We start from the raw sequence: 14348 nt of genomic DNA, 5'->3' as shown, positions 1-14348 counted from the left end.
GCCTTGTGAAGTCGGGAGCTGAACTCATCCCGGTTACCGGTGTGAACCATGGGTTCAATGTTCCCACCGGTTGAATGTACTTTCAGTACCTGATAATCATGTACTGGAAGTACAGGTACAAGGGGGTGTCATGAGCGCGATCCGTCTTGCGGTCGAGCAACTCGGTGGCGTATCACGCTGTGCCCGGGTCTGCGGAGTCTCGCCGTCGGCTGTCTGCAAGTGGCTGCGCCGGGGGCGTCTGCCCCGAACGGAGTACACCGGTGAAACCCGCCATGCATCGAGAATGGCCGCGGCAAGCGAGGGTGCCTTCACTGCCGCCTGGCTGCTGGCAAATGCCGGTCCTACGACGCCCCCGGCGGCCGGCGGCGGCACGTCATCCGCCGGAGACGCGCCTGGTGAGGAAGATACGGTCGAACAGACCGATGTTCATCAGGCGAGGCCCGGCAAATCGCTGACATCATAACGCAACGAATTCATTGATTTAACGGGTCCTTTGAGCACGGATTATCGAGGGAAATGAGTCAACAAAAAAAGCCCAGCCGAAGCTGGGCAAAATCAGACCATGAGGGTAAATAATAGCAAGAAATATCATAGGTGAGTGATTGTAATTTATCAATATGAAACAAGTTACCAAAAGGTTTTGGCTATTATTAATGGTCGAAACTGTCTCGATTTTATTCTTTGTTTTTGATTGTTCTTATATAGTTTTGGCCTGATTAGAATCCAATTTATTACCGTCTTCTTCTATAAAATTTTTCAAAACTATGCGATTTCTGCCATTATTTTTGCCTCGTAAAGCGCATCGTCGGCTCTCTTCATCCACCGTTTGGTGTCGTCGGAAAGGTACAGTCCGGTGACACCTAGAGAAGCGGTGATCAGACAGGAAGGGTCGCCAAGCTGATTGGCGATAATCTCGCGCAGATCCTCTGCCACTTCGGCAGCGTCAATCTCTTCGATATCCGCCAGTAGTAGCACGAACTCCTCACCACCGAAGCGAAACAGGCAGTCATCAGACCTTACACTCCGACGGATGAGATTGGCGCATTTCGCTAATACCTCGTCGCCATAGGCGTGCCCGAACCGGTCGTTTATGCTCTTGAAATTGTCCAGGTCCAGCAGGATGAGGGAGCAAGGTCGCCCCTCGTCGATCAGCTTGTCCCTGGCGTAAGCCAGCGACTCCTCCAGCGATCGTCGGTTACGGGCGCCGGTCAGATCGTCGTAAGTTGCCAGCCTCTTCAGGGCTCTCTGCTGCAGGTCGCTCCGTCTGGCGTAGAGATAGGCGCAGCTATTTGCCGTGATGCTGGAAGCGATGAAGGAGAAAATACTCTCGGGTCGTGAAAACTGCATCAGTATCGGGGTCATCACGATGCTCATGACGACGTTGATCATGAGTGCACGCCTGGCATCAGTCAGAAAGAAATTCGTCAGCATCATGGGGAACGACCAGAATACACCCACGAAGCCGAGGACGCTGGTGGTGATGCCGGCAAAAAGGGCGCTGGTAACTGCCAGGGTGAAACCACCACGCTGACTGTCATCGGCCCACCAGGAGTAGCCGATGATGCAGAGGATCAGGAGGAGGGCGACACCGTCGAAAAGGCCTTTACCAACGCTGCCTTGAATGAACCTGTAAAGGCTGAACGGTAGCAGGGTGAGCGTCTCGCAGATGCCCAGAAGCGAGATGACTCGGAGGACGAAGTCCCGTCTCAAACGATTTCTGATAGACTTCATCCACGCTTTCATGAGACCGGGTCTCCGCACACTGTCCCTGAGACATTCAAGCCATGGCCTGGCTTGGTAATATTTCATTACATTCAGCGTAGCCAAATTTCATCGGCGGGAGAGACCATTTTTTGCCCCCGATTTCCTTGACATTCCTTGCAAAGCCAAGGCTTTTTTGTATGACGTATGTTGGATCGGTGAGTTCAAGCCAGCCTCGCTTTCACAGGGAGAGACAGCCTATGAGACCTCTGCGGCTGGAGGTGTCCCGAAAGGCAGGGGTAGAGGAATAAGCACCAAGGGTAAGGGATGATGATTCAGAGGTAAGGAATAAAGGGAAGCGAACGAGGGAAAGGAAGAGGGGATCCTGTGGGCGAACGACAAGCCGCCGACTTTGGCCGGCGGCTGTTGCGTTGGTGTTGCGAAGGGCCAGCTTATAGCGTGGTGAAGCTGACCTCGCCGTTACCTCGGGTGTCATGGGCGAACTGTCCGGTGCCCTGTAGCGCTTGAGCTGCGGCATCACTCTGCCCTTCACCGACCAGCGGATTACGGCTTGCCGGAATGCGGGTGGCCAGTTGCGTGGCGTCGGCGACATTCTGCAGGGACTGGGCGGCCGCGGCACTGTGCCCGCCGATCAAGGTATCGCCGTTATAGCGAGTCGGCAGCGCGTGGTATTGAGCGGTCTGTTTGAGGTTGAGCGTTTCACGCTGTGCGGCGAAGAGAGCACTGGTGGCATCGCTGGCTTGAGCGGCAGCGGGTAGTGCGATGGCAATGGCGATAGCGGCGAGAATGCGGTTTTTCATGATGTTGCCTCCAATGATCATTCATGCGGGCGATGGGCCCCGATCCGTGACGTCATTGTCGGACGATTCATGTTAGGCTGCTAATCGAATTCTCTGAAACAAACTATCGACATCAATGATGATGGATCTGGCGCCTGGCGTTTGTCCTTCCTTTAGTCCAAAACACCAAAAAGGGAGCCGAGGGCTCCCTTGATGGACTAGCGCTGTCTTCGTGCCTGAAGGCGGAGACTTACAGGCTGGCGAAGTTCACTTCGACATTGCCTTTGTCATTGCTGACGGTTTGAGTGGCGTTTCGCAGAGCCTGGCGCGCGGCGTCGCTTTGTCCTTCACCGATCAGGCCGTTATGAGACGGATGAACATCGGTGCTCAGTTGAGTCGAGTCGGCAACGTTCTGCAGTGCCTGGTCGGCAGCGGCGCTATGGCCACCGTTGACCGTTTCGACGCTATAGCGGGTCGGCAGCGCATGATACTGCGCGGTCTGCTCGATGCTGAGCGGTTCGCTCTGTTGGTCGAAATGACGCTCGGCTGCGAGGCTGTTGGCCTGGGCGGCAGCGGGCAGGGCGACGGCAATAGCGATAGCTGCGAGAATACGGTTTTTCATGGTGTGGCCTCCAAAATGTCTTTTTTACTAGGGCCTCTCGGCCTCGATCTGTGATGACATTATGGGAGTCTGTTCTTTAGTCTGCTAATCACGTGTAGTGAATTCGACTATCGATGGGATTGATACAAAGGTCGAAGCCATGAGGCGTGAGGATAGTGTAAACCTTCTTTCTGCGCGCAGGGAATGCGGAGCAAGGCGGCTGCCAAGGCAGCCGCGTGTGCTGCGAGCTGCGCTTCTTTGCTCCACATCGCCGCGCCCGCCATAATGGATCCTTCCCAGTCACCGCTTGTCAGCCAGAGTACGCCATGACCCGCCCTCCTCGGGACGACGCTCCCGCCGATGCCCCTACCGCCGCCGAATTGCAGGCCAACGTGGGTGACGTCGCTTATCTGCGCGTGACGAAGGTCAATGACATCGGCGCTTTCCTGAACTGGGGCCGACCCAAGGATCTGCTGCTACCGTTCGGCGAGCAGCGCTTTCGCCCTGACGAGGGCAAGCGGGTGCTGGTGATGATCTATGTCGACGATCGCATGCGCCCGGTGGCCAGCATGAAACTCGACAAGTTCCTGCAGGACGAGTCGGAAGGGCTGACGACGGGGGACCGCGTGTCGCTGGTGATCTCGGATTTGACCGATCTCGGCGCCAAGGCAGTGGTCAACAACCGGTTCTGGGGGCTGCTGTATCACGATGACATGTCGCGCCCGCTACGCCGAGGCGATCGTGTGGATGGCTATGTGCGCCGGGTGCGTGACGACGCGCGCCTGGATCTATCGCTGTTGCCGCCGGGGCAGGCGCGTCTGGATGTGGTCGGCGACAAGGTGCTGGCAGCGCTGGCCGCCAATGATGGGTTCCTGGCCCTCGGCGACAAGAGCCCGGCCGAGGTCATCAAGGCGCGCCTCGGCGTCAGCAAGAATGCCTTCAAGCAGGCCATCGGCCGGCTCTACAAGCAGCGCCGGATCGTGATCGAAGACGATGGGATCCGACGGATCGAGGGCGATTGATCCACGTCTGTCAGCGTTGCTGCCAGGCGCGATACCACGCCAACCCTGTCTCGGTGTCATGGCGGGGTCTGTATTCGCAACCCAGCCAGCCGTCGTAGCCATTCTCGTCGAGCTGCTCGAATAACCACGGGTAGTTGACCTCGCCGCTATCCGGCTCATGCCGTTCGGGTACTCCGGCGATCTGGATATGGCCAACGCCATCGCGATAGCGCTGGTAGGTCTGCCAGATATCTCCATCCATGATCTGGGTGTGGTAGAAATCCATCTGGACCTTGACGTTGGGCTCGTTCAACTCCTTGAGAATGGCATGGCCATCGGCCTGGTGATTGAGAAAGTAGCCTGGCATGTCGCGGGTGTTGATCGGCTCGATCAGTAGCGTCAGGTTGTGTTCGGCAAGCTTTCTGGCTGCAAATCTCAGATTTTCCAGGTAAACCTCCCTTGCCACTGTGTTGAATGTTTCACGGGAAACATCATCGGCCGCGGCTTTCGGGAGCAGCCCGGCCATGGCGTGCAGGCGTGGACAATCCAGCGCTTTTGCATAGCGAATGGCGGTGTCGACACTCTCCCGAAAATCCGCCTCGCGGCCGGGCAGGGCAGCCAGCCCACGCTCGCCGGCGGCCCAGTCGCCCGGCGGCAGGTTGAACAGCACCTGCTCGAGACCGTGGCGTCGCAGCTCCGCGGCAATGGTTGCCGGTTCGAAATCATACGGGAACAGGAATTCGACCCCGGCGAAGCCGTTTGCGGCGGCTCGAGCGAAGCGCTCCATGAACGGCACTTCGTTGAACATCATGCTGAGATTGGCAGCGAAACGCGGCATGGCTTGGTTTCCTCGTTGGTCCGTTTGATCGAGAAGCGGCTTTTCGACAGGGCTGCTACCACTGGGCGCCGAAGGCGTCGCGCAGTTCGTCGATCTCTTTTTCGTTCAGGGTGCGCATGTCGTGCTGACGCAGCAGCAGATAGAGCTTGGCGGTCTCTTCCAGCTCTTCGATGGCGTTGCGCGCGGCTTCCAGGGTCTTTCCCGCCACCACCGGACCGTGATTTGCCAGGAGTACCGCGGCATGATCGGCGGCGTAGTCGCGCACGGCGTCGCCCAGCGCGGCGTCGCCGGGGCGATAGTAGGGCACCAGCGGCAGGCGGCCGACGCGCATCACGAAGTAGGGCGTGATCGGCGGCAGGCAGGAGTGCTCGTCGAGACCGTTGAGACACGACACCGCCGCCGAGTGCGTGGCGTGGAGATGAATGATGCCGCCGGTATCCGGGCGCTGCTCATAGAAGGCCCGGTGCAGGAACGACTCCTTGGTCGGCGGTTTGCCGGCTAGCAGATTGCCGTTCCAGTCGAGCTTGGAAATCTCCGCCGGATCCAGCGCGCCCAGGCTGGCGTTGGTCGGCGTCATCAGCCAGCCGTCTTCGAGCTTGGCGCTGATATTGCCGGACGTGCCCGGTGCCATGCCCAGATGGCGGAACGAGCGGCCGATCTCGGCGATCTCCTCGCGCAGGCGATTCTCGGTTGCGGATGTCGAAGTGCGAATGGCGGTCATGGCATCAGTTTCCAGGCTTTGGTCATGAAATCGGTAGCACCGAAGTTGCCAGACTTGAGTGCCAACGCCAGCGGTTCATCGGTGCCGAGGGTGGTCGTCCAGGGTACACCGGGGTCGATGCTCTCGCCGATCCGCAAGCCCTTCACACCGAGGGCGCTGACGACCGCACCGGAGGTCTCGCCACCGGCCACCAGCAGCCGGCGCACGCCAAGCCGGCCGACCAGTTCGGCGGCGATCTCGGCCATGGCGCGCTCGACCAGCTCGCCGGCTTCCTGCACGCCGAGTCGCTGCTGGGCACGACGGACCTCCTCGGGCGAGGCGCTGGCATAGATCAGCACGGGGCCGGCTTCCAGATGCGCCTCGGCATGTTCCAGCGCGGCATCGACGACGCCTTGATAGTCATCGTTCAGCGCCAGGGCATCGAGGTGGAAGTTCGGCATGTGCGCCCGTGCATGTTCGATCTGAGCCAGCGTGGCCCGCGAGCAGCTGCCGCTCAACACGGCTTCACGACCGGCGACAGGCTCGAGTCGAGCCGCATCTTCGGTGTGGCCGAGGCGTTGGGCGACATTGGCCGGCAATCCCAGCGCCAGGCCGGAACCTGCGGTCACCAGTGGTAGTTCGCGACAGGCGCGGGCCAGTATGAACAGATCGTCGTTATCGATGGCGTCGCAGATCGCGATACCGACGCCTTCGGCCTTGAGCGCGTCGATGCGTGTGTTCACGGCAGCGTCGCCCTGGCGCAGCGTGGCGTAGTCGATCAGGCCCACGGTGTGGCGGGTCTGGGCGCCGAGTACACGGACCAGATTGGCATCGGTCATTGGCGTCAACGGGTGATCCTGCATGCCACTCTCGTTGAGCGGCACGCCGTTGGCGAACAGGTAGCCGTTGAACACGCTGCGGCGGTTGGCCGGCAGCGCCGGGCAGGCGACGGTGAAGTCGGTTTCCAGCGCCTCCATCAGTGCATCGGTGACCGGGCCGATATTGCCCGCCGGGGTCGAGTCGAAGGTCGAGCAGTACTTGAAGTAGAACTGCTCGCAGCCCTGTTCGCGCAGCCAGTCGAGTGCCTGGATCGACTGTTCGATGGCGTCTTTGGCAGGGATCGTGCGCGACTTCAGCGCCACCACCACCGCATCGACATCCGCTTCCAGCGGCATCTCGGGGGTGCCGATGGTCTGCAACGTACGCATCCCGGCGCTAACCAGCATGCTCGCCAGGTCGGTGGCGCCGGTGAAGTCATCGGCGATGCAGCCGAGAATCGGCCGGGGGCGACGCCGTCGCTCACCCGTTTTCGAAAGAGAGTTCGCCATCGCTCAAGCACCTCCGTGATCGTTGGGACCGCCATCGAAACCGGCGTCGTTGGCGGCCATGCCGGGAAGCGTGATACCCGGATAGACCTTGACCACGGCGATGTCGTCTTCACGACCGAGACCTTGCGCCGAGGCCAGCGTGAACTGGCTCAATGCCAGGGCGGTGAGCGGCAGCGGGAATCTGTCGCGATGGGCGGTGTCATGGACGATGCCCAGATCCTTGACGAAGATATCCACCGCCGAATGCGGGGTGTAGTCGCCGGCCAGAATGTGCGGCACGCGGTTCTCGAACATCCACGAGTTGCCGGCGCTCTGGGTGATCACCTCGTAAAGCGTCTGCGGATCGCAGCCGCCGCGAATGCCGTAGGCCATCGCCTCGGCGGCGGCGGCGATATGCACCCCGGCGAGCAACTGGTTGACCAGCTTGACCTGCGAACCCTGACCCAGCCCGTCTCCCAGACGAAATACCTTGGCGGCGAGGGCGTCGAGCACGTTTTCGGCACGCTCGAACAGCGTCGCCGGGCCCGACGCCATGATCGTCAGCTGACCGGCGGCAGCCTTGACCGATCCGCCCGAGATCGGCGCATCGAGCAGGTGAATATCTTGGGCAGCCAGATCGACGCCTAGCGCCTGCACGTCATCCGGGGCACAGGTTGCACACGAGATGACCACGCTATCCGGCGCGAGCCCCGGCAGCAGCCCGCCGTCGCCGAATAGCACCGCTCGGGTCTGGTCGGCGTTGACCACCACGGTCAGCACGATCTCGACCCCGGCGGCCATCTCCGCCGGGGTTGCCACGGCATGGCCGCCGGCCTCGGCAAAGCTTGCCCGCGCCTCCTCGCGTAGATCGCAGCCCCAGGTCTCGAAGCCGGCGTTCACCAGCGAGGTGGCCATGCCCATTCCCATCGAGCCCAGCCCGATGACCCCGACCCGCGGTCGTTGTGTGGTACTCATCGCGAATTGCCTCCCGTGGATTCTGTCGATGACACCGAGGCCGGTCCACGCTGCGCTTCCACGCGCTCGAGCAGATCGGTCGGTGCCTGGCGCAGGCGCGTTTCGGCGTGCTCCAGATGCGTGGCGGCGGCGCGGGCGGCGGCTTCGGCATCGCCGGTGGCAATGGCGTCGAGAATGGCCTGATGCTCGGCGACGACCTGCTGCATGAAGGTGTCGCGCAACGATTCGTTGGTCCGCGTCACCCGGATCGCCTGGTGCAGAAAGCGGTTGTAGAAATCGAGCACGGCGGTGAAGTGGCTGTTGTTGGCCGCCTCGGCGATGGCGCGGTGGAAGGCGAGATCCTGATCGACACCGGAAAGCCCTGCCTCGACCGCTTCATCGATATCCGCCATGGCGTTTCGGATTCGACGCAACTGGGAGGGGGTGCGGCGTTCGGCGGCGAGCCGGGCGGCTTCCACCTCCAGCGGACGCCGCAGTTCCAGCACCTCGACCACCGACTGCAGGTCGGGGTCGGGAATCGCCAGACGCAGCGAGACCGTCGGGGCTTCGGCGACGAAGCTGCCGCTGCCGCGACGCGAGGTGACGAGCCCCCCGTTGCGCAGCATCGATATCGCTTCGCGCACCACCGAGCGGCTGATGCCGAACCGCTCGCCCAGCGCCGCCTCGGTGGGCAGGCGTGCGCCGCGGCTCCATTCGCCGGCCTGGATGGCATCGCTCAGCCGTTGGGCGACCTGTTCGGAAAGCTGCGGCCCGCGCGATGGCGGTTCCGTGTTTTCACTCACGCGGCTGGTTCGCGGTTCTTGATTCACGGTTGGGATCTCTCATGCGTTCGTCGAAGCGGACCATCGCCAACTGCCGTGACGACGGTGCTCCGCTTCGTTCTCCGACCAATGGCGATATTGCCTGTGCTCCGAATTTGTCAGACAAGATGTTAAATCTCAATCGCCGACGCAATTCGTCTTTGGTCAATTCGAGACCATCGGCGGCGTGAGGCAAGTGGCAATTCACCGGCACAGGAGAGAGAGCGAATGCACGTGATCGTGACGGGAGGCGCCGGGTTTCTCGGCGCAAGGCTGATTCGGCAACTGTTATCGGGAGAGGTCTCGATCGCCGGCCAGGCCATTACGCGAGTGACATCTATCGACCTGGCGCCGTGTCCGGTGGCCGATGATCGGGTCGAGTCGCTCACCGGCGATATCGCCGACCCCGCGCTGATCGAACGAGCCCTTGGCGACGACTCCGGCGCCGTCTGCCATCTGGCGGCGGTGGTGAGTTCCCAGGCGGAAGCGGACTTCGAGCTCGGCATGCGGGTCAACCTGGATGCCACGCGGGCGCTGCTGGAAGCGTGTCGGGCCCATCCGAAGCGGCTGCGTTTCCTGTTCGCCAGCTCGCTGGCGGTGTTCGGCCCGGGGCTGGCCCAGCCGGTGGCCGAGGCGATCGGCCCGCAGCCGCGCTCTTCCTATGGCGCGCAGAAGGCGATGGGTGAGTTGCTGGTCAACGATTACAGCCGGCGTGGCTTCGTCGATGGCCGGGTCTGTCGTCTGCCCACCATCGTGGTGCGTCCCGGCAAGCCCAACCGGGCAGCCTCGTCGTTTGCCAGCGCGATCATCCGCGAGCCGCTGTCCGGTCTCGAGGCGATCTGCCCGGTGGATGCCGGCCTGGCAATGTGGCTCTCCTCGCCGCGCGCCGTGGTCGCCAACCTGGCCCATGCGCTGTCGATCGAGGGCGAGGCGCTGGGCGACTGGCGCACGCTAAACCTGCCCGGGATCACGGTGACGGTCACCGCGATGCTCGATGCGCTGGAACGTGTGGCCGGCCCCGCGACCCGCCAGTGGGTGCGCTTCGAGCCCGATGCCGCCATCGACGCCATCGTCGCCAGCTGGCCGGGCGGGCTGGATACCGAACGACCCTTGAGGCTCGGCTTCCGGGCCGACAGCGATTTCGAGGCCATCATCCATGCCTACCGAGAGGACGAGCTCGATAACTGACCCGTTCCCTGTGAAGACGCTCGAGACTCGACAGAACCGTTCCTTGAAACAAGCAGGCAACAACACGCAATAAAGCCCACAAGGAGTTCACGCCATGACAGACACCGTCGCTGGACCCCAGGTCATCATCGGCCTGGGTATCGCCATCTTCGTGATGATCGCGCTGGTGCTGAAGACCCGCGTTCACGCACTGCTCGCCCTGGTCATCGCCGCCTCGATCGCCGGTCTGATCGGCGGCATGTCGCCCAATGCGGTGATCGATGCCATCACCACCGGCTTCGGCAAGACCCTCTCCACCATCGGCCTGGTGATCGGCTTCGGGGTGATGATGGGACGGATCCTCGAAGTCTCCGGGGCCGGCCAGCGCATGGCCTACTCGATTCTCAAGCTGCTCGGCAAGGAGCGCGAGGATTGGGCGATGGCGCTGACCGGTTATATCGTCTCGATCCCGATCTTCTGCGACTCCGCCTACGTGATCCTCAATCCGCTGGTGCGGGCCCTGGCGCGCAACAGCGGGCGCTCGGTGCTCACGCTCGGCATCGCGCTGGCCTCGGGGCTGGCGGTGACCCACAGCGCGGTACCACCGACACCGGGCCCGCTGGGCGTCGCCGGCATCTTCGGTGTCGATATCGGCCTGATGATCGCCTGGGGCCTGGTCTTCACCGCGCCGGCGCTGATCGTGATGGTGCTCTATGCCCGCTTCATGGGGCCGCGTATCGAGGCGATGATCGAGCGTGACGTGCCGGGATCGCTGAAGCGGGAAGCGACGGACGACCCGCTCGCGGCCCCCCTCGAGGAGAGCGAGCTGCCGACGCTTTTCAAGTCGGTGCTGCCGATCGCCTTGCCGATCGCGCTGATCTTCTTCAATACCCTGGTCACCGCCTTGGTGGGCGGCAGCGATGCGCCGGGTCTCTTCGTGCAGGTGGTTCAGTTTGTCGGCCACCCGGTGATCGCGGTCGGCATCGGCGTACTGGTAGCGGTCTACGGGCTGGTGCCGAAGATGCCCAAGGACCAGGTCCTGGCGCATCTGGAAAAAGGCGTCGAGAGCGCCGGTATCATCCTGCTGGTCACCGGTGCAGGGGGTGCACTGGGCGCCGTGCTGCGGGCCAGCGGTGCCGGTGACTACATTGGCGAGAGCATCGCCGGGCTGGCGCTGCCGGCGGTGCTGATCCCGTTCATCATCGCCACGCTGGTGCGCTTCGTGCAGGGCAGCGGCACGGTCTCGATGATCACCGGCGCGTCGATCTCGGCGCCGATCCTGGCCTCGATGCCGGACGTCAACATGGTGCTGGCGGCGCAGGCGGCGTGCCTGGGCGGACTGTTCTTCAGCTATTTCAACGACAGCTACTTCTGGGTCGTCAACCGGCTGCTGGGGGTCAAGACCGCCAAGCATCAGTTGCTCGTGCTGTCGGTGCCGACCACGCTGGGCTGGGCCACCGGGCTGGTGGCGCTGCTGGTCGCCAATGCTTTCGTGGGTTGATGGCCGCCCGTCAAACGACAAGGAGTCCCGACATGAAAATCACGCGAGTCCGCGCCCGGGTTTTCGAATGGAAAGGCGACACGGTGCCGCCCAAGGCGCACTTCTGCACCAATGCCATGGATGCGCTGTGGGATCGCGGCGATGCGATGCAGAGCTTCCGCTTTCACGGCTGGACGGTGATCGAGATCGAGACCGACAGCGGCCTGGTCGGTCTCGGCAACGTGGCGCTGGCACCACGGGTCGCCAAGACCATCGTCGACCAGCATTTGGCGCCGCTGATCGTGGGTCAGGATCCGTTCGACACCGAATACCTGTGGCAGCGCATGTACCGCGCTACGCTGGCCTGGGGGCGGCGTGGTATCGGCATGGCGGCGATCTCCGGCGTCGATATCGCGATCTGGGACCTGATGGGCAAGGCGCTCGACAAGCCAGTGTTCAAGCTGCTCGGGGGGCGCACCAAGGATAAGATCCCGTGCTACGCCTCCAAGCTTTACCACGACGATCTCGATGTCATGCAGGCCGAGGCGCAGGGCTATCTCGATCAGGGCTTCCAGGCGATGAAGATGCGTTTTGGCTATGGGCCCAAGGACGGGCCAAAAGGCATGCGTGAGAATCTGAAAAGTGTCGCGGCCGTGCGGGAGGTGGTCGGCGAGGATATCGACCTGATGGCCGACTGCTACATGGGCTGGAACCTCGACTACGCCCGGCGCATGTTGCCCAGGCTGGCGCCTTTCGACCTGCGCTGGCTGGAGGAGCCGGTGATCGCCGACGATATCGACGGCTATGCCGAGCTCAACCGCATTGCGCCGATGCCGATCTCCGGTGGCGAGCACGAGTTCACCGTCCACGGTTTCCGCCAGTTGCTGGAAAAGCGCGCGGTCTCGGTGATCCAGTACGATACCAACCGGGTCGGCGGCATCACCGTGGCGCGCAAGATCAACGCCATGGCGGAAGCGTTCGAGGTGCCGGTGATTCCGCATGCGGGGCAGATGCACAACTACCATCTGACGATGTCGTCGCTGGCGTCGCCGATGTCGGAGTTCTTCCCGGTGCATGACGTCGAGATCGGCAACGAGCTCTTCTACTACCTGTTCGAGGGTGACCCGGAACCGGTCGAGGGCATGCTCGATCTGGCCGACGACGTGCCGGGCCTTGGCCTCTCTCTCAACGAGCGCTACCTCGACGGTTTCCATATCCTCGAGTGAGGGGCCGTGGCGGCGCGAATAACGTCGCGTCGCCATGCACCGGGCAGCGCTTGACGCCATTACGTCACCACATTCGCTTGAGCAGGTTGTCCCGGCGCACGAACTGATGCCAGGCCACTGCCGCGATATGCAAGCCGATGACGTAGTAGAACACCGTGCCCAGCGTCTTGTGGATCGACTCCAGCGAGTGGCCCCAGTGCGGCAACACGCCGAAGGGCGAGGGTATCGCCAGTGATGTGCCGGGAATCGGGATCGCGCCGTCGCCCAGCCACACCGTCGAGATGCCCAGCAGCGGCTGGGCGAACAGAAACGCGTAGAGCGCCCAGTGGGTGAGTCGCGACAGCAGTTCGAGCTTCGGGTGCAGTGGCGGCGACACGGGTGGGGGCGCATGACGAAGGCGTTCGATCAGGCGGGGAATCGCCAGCAGCAGTACGCCGATACCGGCCCAGAAATGGCTTTGCAGCAGCAGGGTCGGTATGCCGGTATCACGCGGGAAGATGTCCGTCGACAGGATGAGGGCATAGGCCAGCACGACCAGGGCAGCAACGGTCCAGTGGAAATGGCGAGCCTTCGCCGAATAGCGATTGGGTAGCGTGTCGTTCACGACGGACGATCCTCTGAGGCACAAGGGATCTCCATCCTAGGCGGCACTGGCTTAGGGTTGGCTTAACCCCGGCCTGCCGTCGTGGCGGCGAGGCATCACCACGACGGCAACATGGGCTATTGGGCTGCTTCAGCCGTCGGGAGTGGCTCAGGGCGTCCTGGCTTGCAGTCGCTCGGCCAGCCAGGCGCGGGTGCCGGGATGTCCGCTGCGTTCCGCGCGATCGGCCAGCTCCAGGGCGAGCTCGATATCGCCGGCCTTGAGTGCGGCATCGATCATGCGGCGGTAGTCGAAGTCGGCGCTGTGGCTCGTTGCGGCCGAAGCGGGTGTCGGGGCCACGCCCTGCGATTCGGACGGCGTCGGGCGTTGCGCTGGCGGGGGTGCTGCGGCGGCCAGCGGCGTCAGGCCGGCGTTCCCGGCCAGCGACGCGATCTCGAGGGTGATCGTGCCGGTGGCGGCATGCACGGCGCGAGGGTCGGGACCGGGGGGCTCGGCAAGACCTCTGACCCGAGCATAGGCTTTCGCTTCCGACTCGTAGCTCGTCGTTGCCCGGCGATCCTGCTCGCTCGAGTAGATGACGAGGTATTGGGCGTCGGGGCCAGGGGTCAGGCTGAACTGACCCTCGAGACGGGCGCTGGAGAAACCGGTGGGGCGACGTACCCGAAGCGAATCGCTCGGGACTTGCCTGACCGGCTGGAACGCCGCGTCGAGGACCAGCAGTGTCGGCGCGAAGAGCTGGCCGTCCCGGATCGGGCTGGTGATGCTGATCGCCACCGGGCCGTTGTTGCGGGGTAGCGTGAACGCCTGGAAGAAGCTCTTGCCGTCGCCGAAATCGTGAACCGGCGCCTGTGGCGTGAAGTCCAGCGTCAGGGTCTCCTGGGCCGATATCGGCCGATACGGCAGGCTGGCCAGCGAGGTGCAGCAGTCCGGTGCGCTGGCCAGCGCCTGCTGCCCCTGCTGGGCCGGAATGGTCGGGGAGTGCGGTGCCATCAGCGGCGTGCTGCATCCTGCCAGGGCGAAAAGGAGCGTGCTCAAGGGTACGGCGAGACGATACGAACTCAACATTCGGCAACTCCTGCTGGAGACGAAAACGGCTCCGGAGCGACAAGTCTCCGGAGCCCAAGGGATCGAAACAGCGCGAGCATGGATCT

The 14348-nt window shown here is 62.9% G+C and carries 15 protein-coding genes; 5 read left to right on the top strand and 10 right to left on the bottom strand.

The window, feature by feature from the left end; all coding sequences use genetic code 11:
* Nucleotides 1–130 precede the first annotated feature (130 nt).
* On the top strand, nt 131–463 hold the full coding sequence (locus DOM54_RS20240; RefSeq protein WP_206019013.1) for a helix-turn-helix domain-containing protein: 333 nt from the start codon (nt 131–133) through the stop codon (nt 461–463).
* Nucleotides 464–762: 299 nt separating this feature from the next.
* Here DOM54_RS20240 and DOM54_RS04220 read toward each other — a convergent pair whose 3' ends face one another.
* From DOM54_RS04220 to DOM54_RS04210, 3 genes are all read right to left on the bottom strand, one after another.
* Nucleotides 763–1743: a GGDEF domain-containing protein gene (locus DOM54_RS04220; protein WP_162619757.1), complete on the bottom strand. Its 981-nt coding sequence runs from the start codon at nt 1741–1743 to the stop codon at nt 763–765.
* A gap of 410 nt (nt 1744–2153) precedes the next feature.
* Nucleotides 2154–2522: a hypothetical protein gene (locus tag DOM54_RS04215; protein ID WP_162619756.1), complete on the bottom strand. Its 369-nt coding sequence runs from the start codon at nt 2520–2522 to the stop codon at nt 2154–2156.
* Between the two features lie 229 nt (nt 2523–2751).
* On the bottom strand, nt 2752–3123 hold the full coding sequence (locus DOM54_RS04210; RefSeq protein ID WP_110715158.1) for a hypothetical protein: 372 nt from the start codon (nt 3121–3123) through the stop codon (nt 2752–2754).
* A 305-nt stretch (nt 3124–3428) separates the two neighbouring features.
* Between DOM54_RS04210 and DOM54_RS04205 the strand changes: the two genes are divergently transcribed.
* Nucleotides 3429–4124 carry a CvfB family protein gene (locus DOM54_RS04205; RefSeq protein ID WP_110715157.1) on the top strand — a complete coding sequence of 232 codons (696 nt, stop codon included), beginning with the start codon at nt 3429–3431 and terminating at the stop codon, nt 4122–4124.
* A 10-nt stretch (nt 4125–4134) separates the two neighbouring features.
* Here DOM54_RS04205 and otnI read toward each other — a convergent pair whose 3' ends face one another.
* The 5 genes from otnI to DOM54_RS04180 are packed head-to-tail and all read right to left on the bottom strand — an operon-like array spanning nt 4135 to nt 8705.
* Nucleotides 4135–4941 carry a 2-oxo-tetronate isomerase gene (gene otnI / locus DOM54_RS04200; RefSeq protein WP_110715156.1) on the bottom strand — a complete coding sequence of 269 codons (807 nt, stop codon included), beginning with the start codon at nt 4939–4941 and terminating at the stop codon, nt 4135–4137.
* Nucleotides 4942–4996: 55 nt separating this feature from the next.
* Nucleotides 4997–5662: a 3-oxo-tetronate 4-phosphate decarboxylase gene (gene otnC / locus DOM54_RS04195; protein WP_110715155.1), complete on the bottom strand. Its 666-nt coding sequence runs from the start codon at nt 5660–5662 to the stop codon at nt 4997–4999.
* Nucleotides 5659–6969, bottom strand: coding sequence for a 3-oxo-tetronate kinase (otnK, locus tag DOM54_RS04190; RefSeq protein WP_110715154.1), 1311 nt, complete (start codon nt 6967–6969; stop codon nt 5659–5661). The genes otnC and otnK overlap by 4 nt, the downstream gene beginning before the upstream one ends.
* Nucleotides 6970–6972: 3 nt before the next feature.
* The gene (ltnD, locus tag DOM54_RS04185; protein ID WP_110715153.1) at nt 6973–7923 is read right to left on the bottom strand and encodes an L-threonate dehydrogenase; all 951 of its coding nucleotides are present in this window, start codon (nt 7921–7923) and stop codon (nt 6973–6975) included.
* A complete protein-coding gene (locus tag DOM54_RS04180; RefSeq protein ID WP_110715368.1) occupies nt 7920–8705 on the bottom strand; it encodes a FadR/GntR family transcriptional regulator in 786 nt (261 codons plus the stop codon). The genes ltnD and DOM54_RS04180 overlap by 4 nt, the downstream gene beginning before the upstream one ends.
* Before the next feature lie 246 nt (nt 8706–8951).
* Between DOM54_RS04180 and denD the strand changes: the two genes are divergently transcribed.
* From denD to DOM54_RS04165, 3 genes are all read left to right on the top strand, one after another.
* Nucleotides 8952–9911 (top strand): D-erythronate dehydrogenase, encoded by a 960-nt coding sequence (gene denD, locus DOM54_RS04175; protein ID WP_110715152.1) that lies wholly within the window; start codon nt 8952–8954, stop codon nt 9909–9911.
* Nucleotides 9912–10005: 94 nt separating this feature from the next.
* A complete protein-coding gene (locus tag DOM54_RS04170) occupies nt 10006–11391 on the top strand; it encodes a GntP family permease (RefSeq protein ID WP_110715151.1) in 1386 nt (461 codons plus the stop codon).
* 32 nt (nt 11392–11423) lie between these two features.
* Nucleotides 11424–12596: an L-rhamnonate dehydratase gene (locus DOM54_RS04165; protein ID WP_110715150.1), complete on the top strand. Its 1173-nt coding sequence runs from the start codon at nt 11424–11426 to the stop codon at nt 12594–12596.
* 64 nt (nt 12597–12660) lie between these two features.
* Here the strand turns inward: DOM54_RS04165 and DOM54_RS04160 are convergent, their stop codons facing one another.
* Together DOM54_RS04160 and DOM54_RS04155 are read right to left on the bottom strand one after the other, a co-directional pair.
* Complete coding sequence (locus tag DOM54_RS04160) at nt 12661–13200, bottom strand: cytochrome b (RefSeq protein ID WP_110715149.1); 540 nt, start codon at nt 13198–13200, stop codon at nt 12661–12663.
* Between the two features lie 147 nt (nt 13201–13347).
* The gene (locus DOM54_RS04155; RefSeq protein ID WP_110715148.1) at nt 13348–14262 is read right to left on the bottom strand and encodes a MalM family protein; all 915 of its coding nucleotides are present in this window, start codon (nt 14260–14262) and stop codon (nt 13348–13350) included.
* Nucleotides 14263–14348: the final 86 nt, after the last annotated feature.

Origin of the sequence: Salinicola acroporae (genome assembly GCF_003206615.1) — a bacterium.
GTDB lineage: Bacteria > Pseudomonadota > Gammaproteobacteria > Pseudomonadales > Halomonadaceae > Salinicola > Salinicola acroporae.
This window is presented reverse-complemented; position numbering and strand designations above follow the sequence as displayed.

Excerpts from the sequence above, each read along its gene's own strand:
- DOM54_RS20240 (WP_206019013.1), top strand. The coding sequence starts at position 131 with ATGAGCGCGATCCGTCTTGCGGTCGAGCAACTCGGTGGCGTATCACGC.
- DOM54_RS04220 (WP_162619757.1), bottom strand. The coding sequence starts at position 1,743 with ATGAAAGCGTGGATGAAGTCTATCAGAAATCGTTTGAGACGGGACTTC.
- DOM54_RS04215 (WP_162619756.1), bottom strand. The coding sequence starts at position 2,522 with ATGAAAAACCGCATTCTCGCCGCTATCGCCATTGCCATCGCACTACCC.
- DOM54_RS04210 (WP_110715158.1), bottom strand. The coding sequence starts at position 3,123 with ATGAAAAACCGTATTCTCGCAGCTATCGCTATTGCCGTCGCCCTGCCC.
- DOM54_RS04205 (WP_110715157.1), top strand. The coding sequence starts at position 3,429 with ATGACCCGCCCTCCTCGGGACGACGCTCCCGCCGATGCCCCTACCGCC.
- otnI (WP_110715156.1), bottom strand. The coding sequence starts at position 4,941 with ATGCCGCGTTTCGCTGCCAATCTCAGCATGATGTTCAACGAAGTGCCG.
- otnC (WP_110715155.1), bottom strand. The coding sequence starts at position 5,662 with ATGACCGCCATTCGCACTTCGACATCCGCAACCGAGAATCGCCTGCGC.
- otnK (WP_110715154.1), bottom strand. The coding sequence starts at position 6,969 with ATGGCGAACTCTCTTTCGAAAACGGGTGAGCGACGGCGTCGCCCCCGG.
- ltnD (WP_110715153.1), bottom strand. The coding sequence starts at position 7,923 with ATGAGTACCACACAACGACCGCGGGTCGGGGTCATCGGGCTGGGCTCG.
- denD (WP_110715152.1), top strand. The coding sequence starts at position 8,952 with ATGCACGTGATCGTGACGGGAGGCGCCGGGTTTCTCGGCGCAAGGCTG.
- DOM54_RS04170 (WP_110715151.1), top strand. The coding sequence starts at position 10,006 with ATGACAGACACCGTCGCTGGACCCCAGGTCATCATCGGCCTGGGTATC.
- DOM54_RS04165 (WP_110715150.1), top strand. The coding sequence starts at position 11,424 with ATGAAAATCACGCGAGTCCGCGCCCGGGTTTTCGAATGGAAAGGCGAC.
- DOM54_RS04155 (WP_110715148.1), bottom strand. The coding sequence starts at position 14,262 with ATGTTGAGTTCGTATCGTCTCGCCGTACCCTTGAGCACGCTCCTTTTC.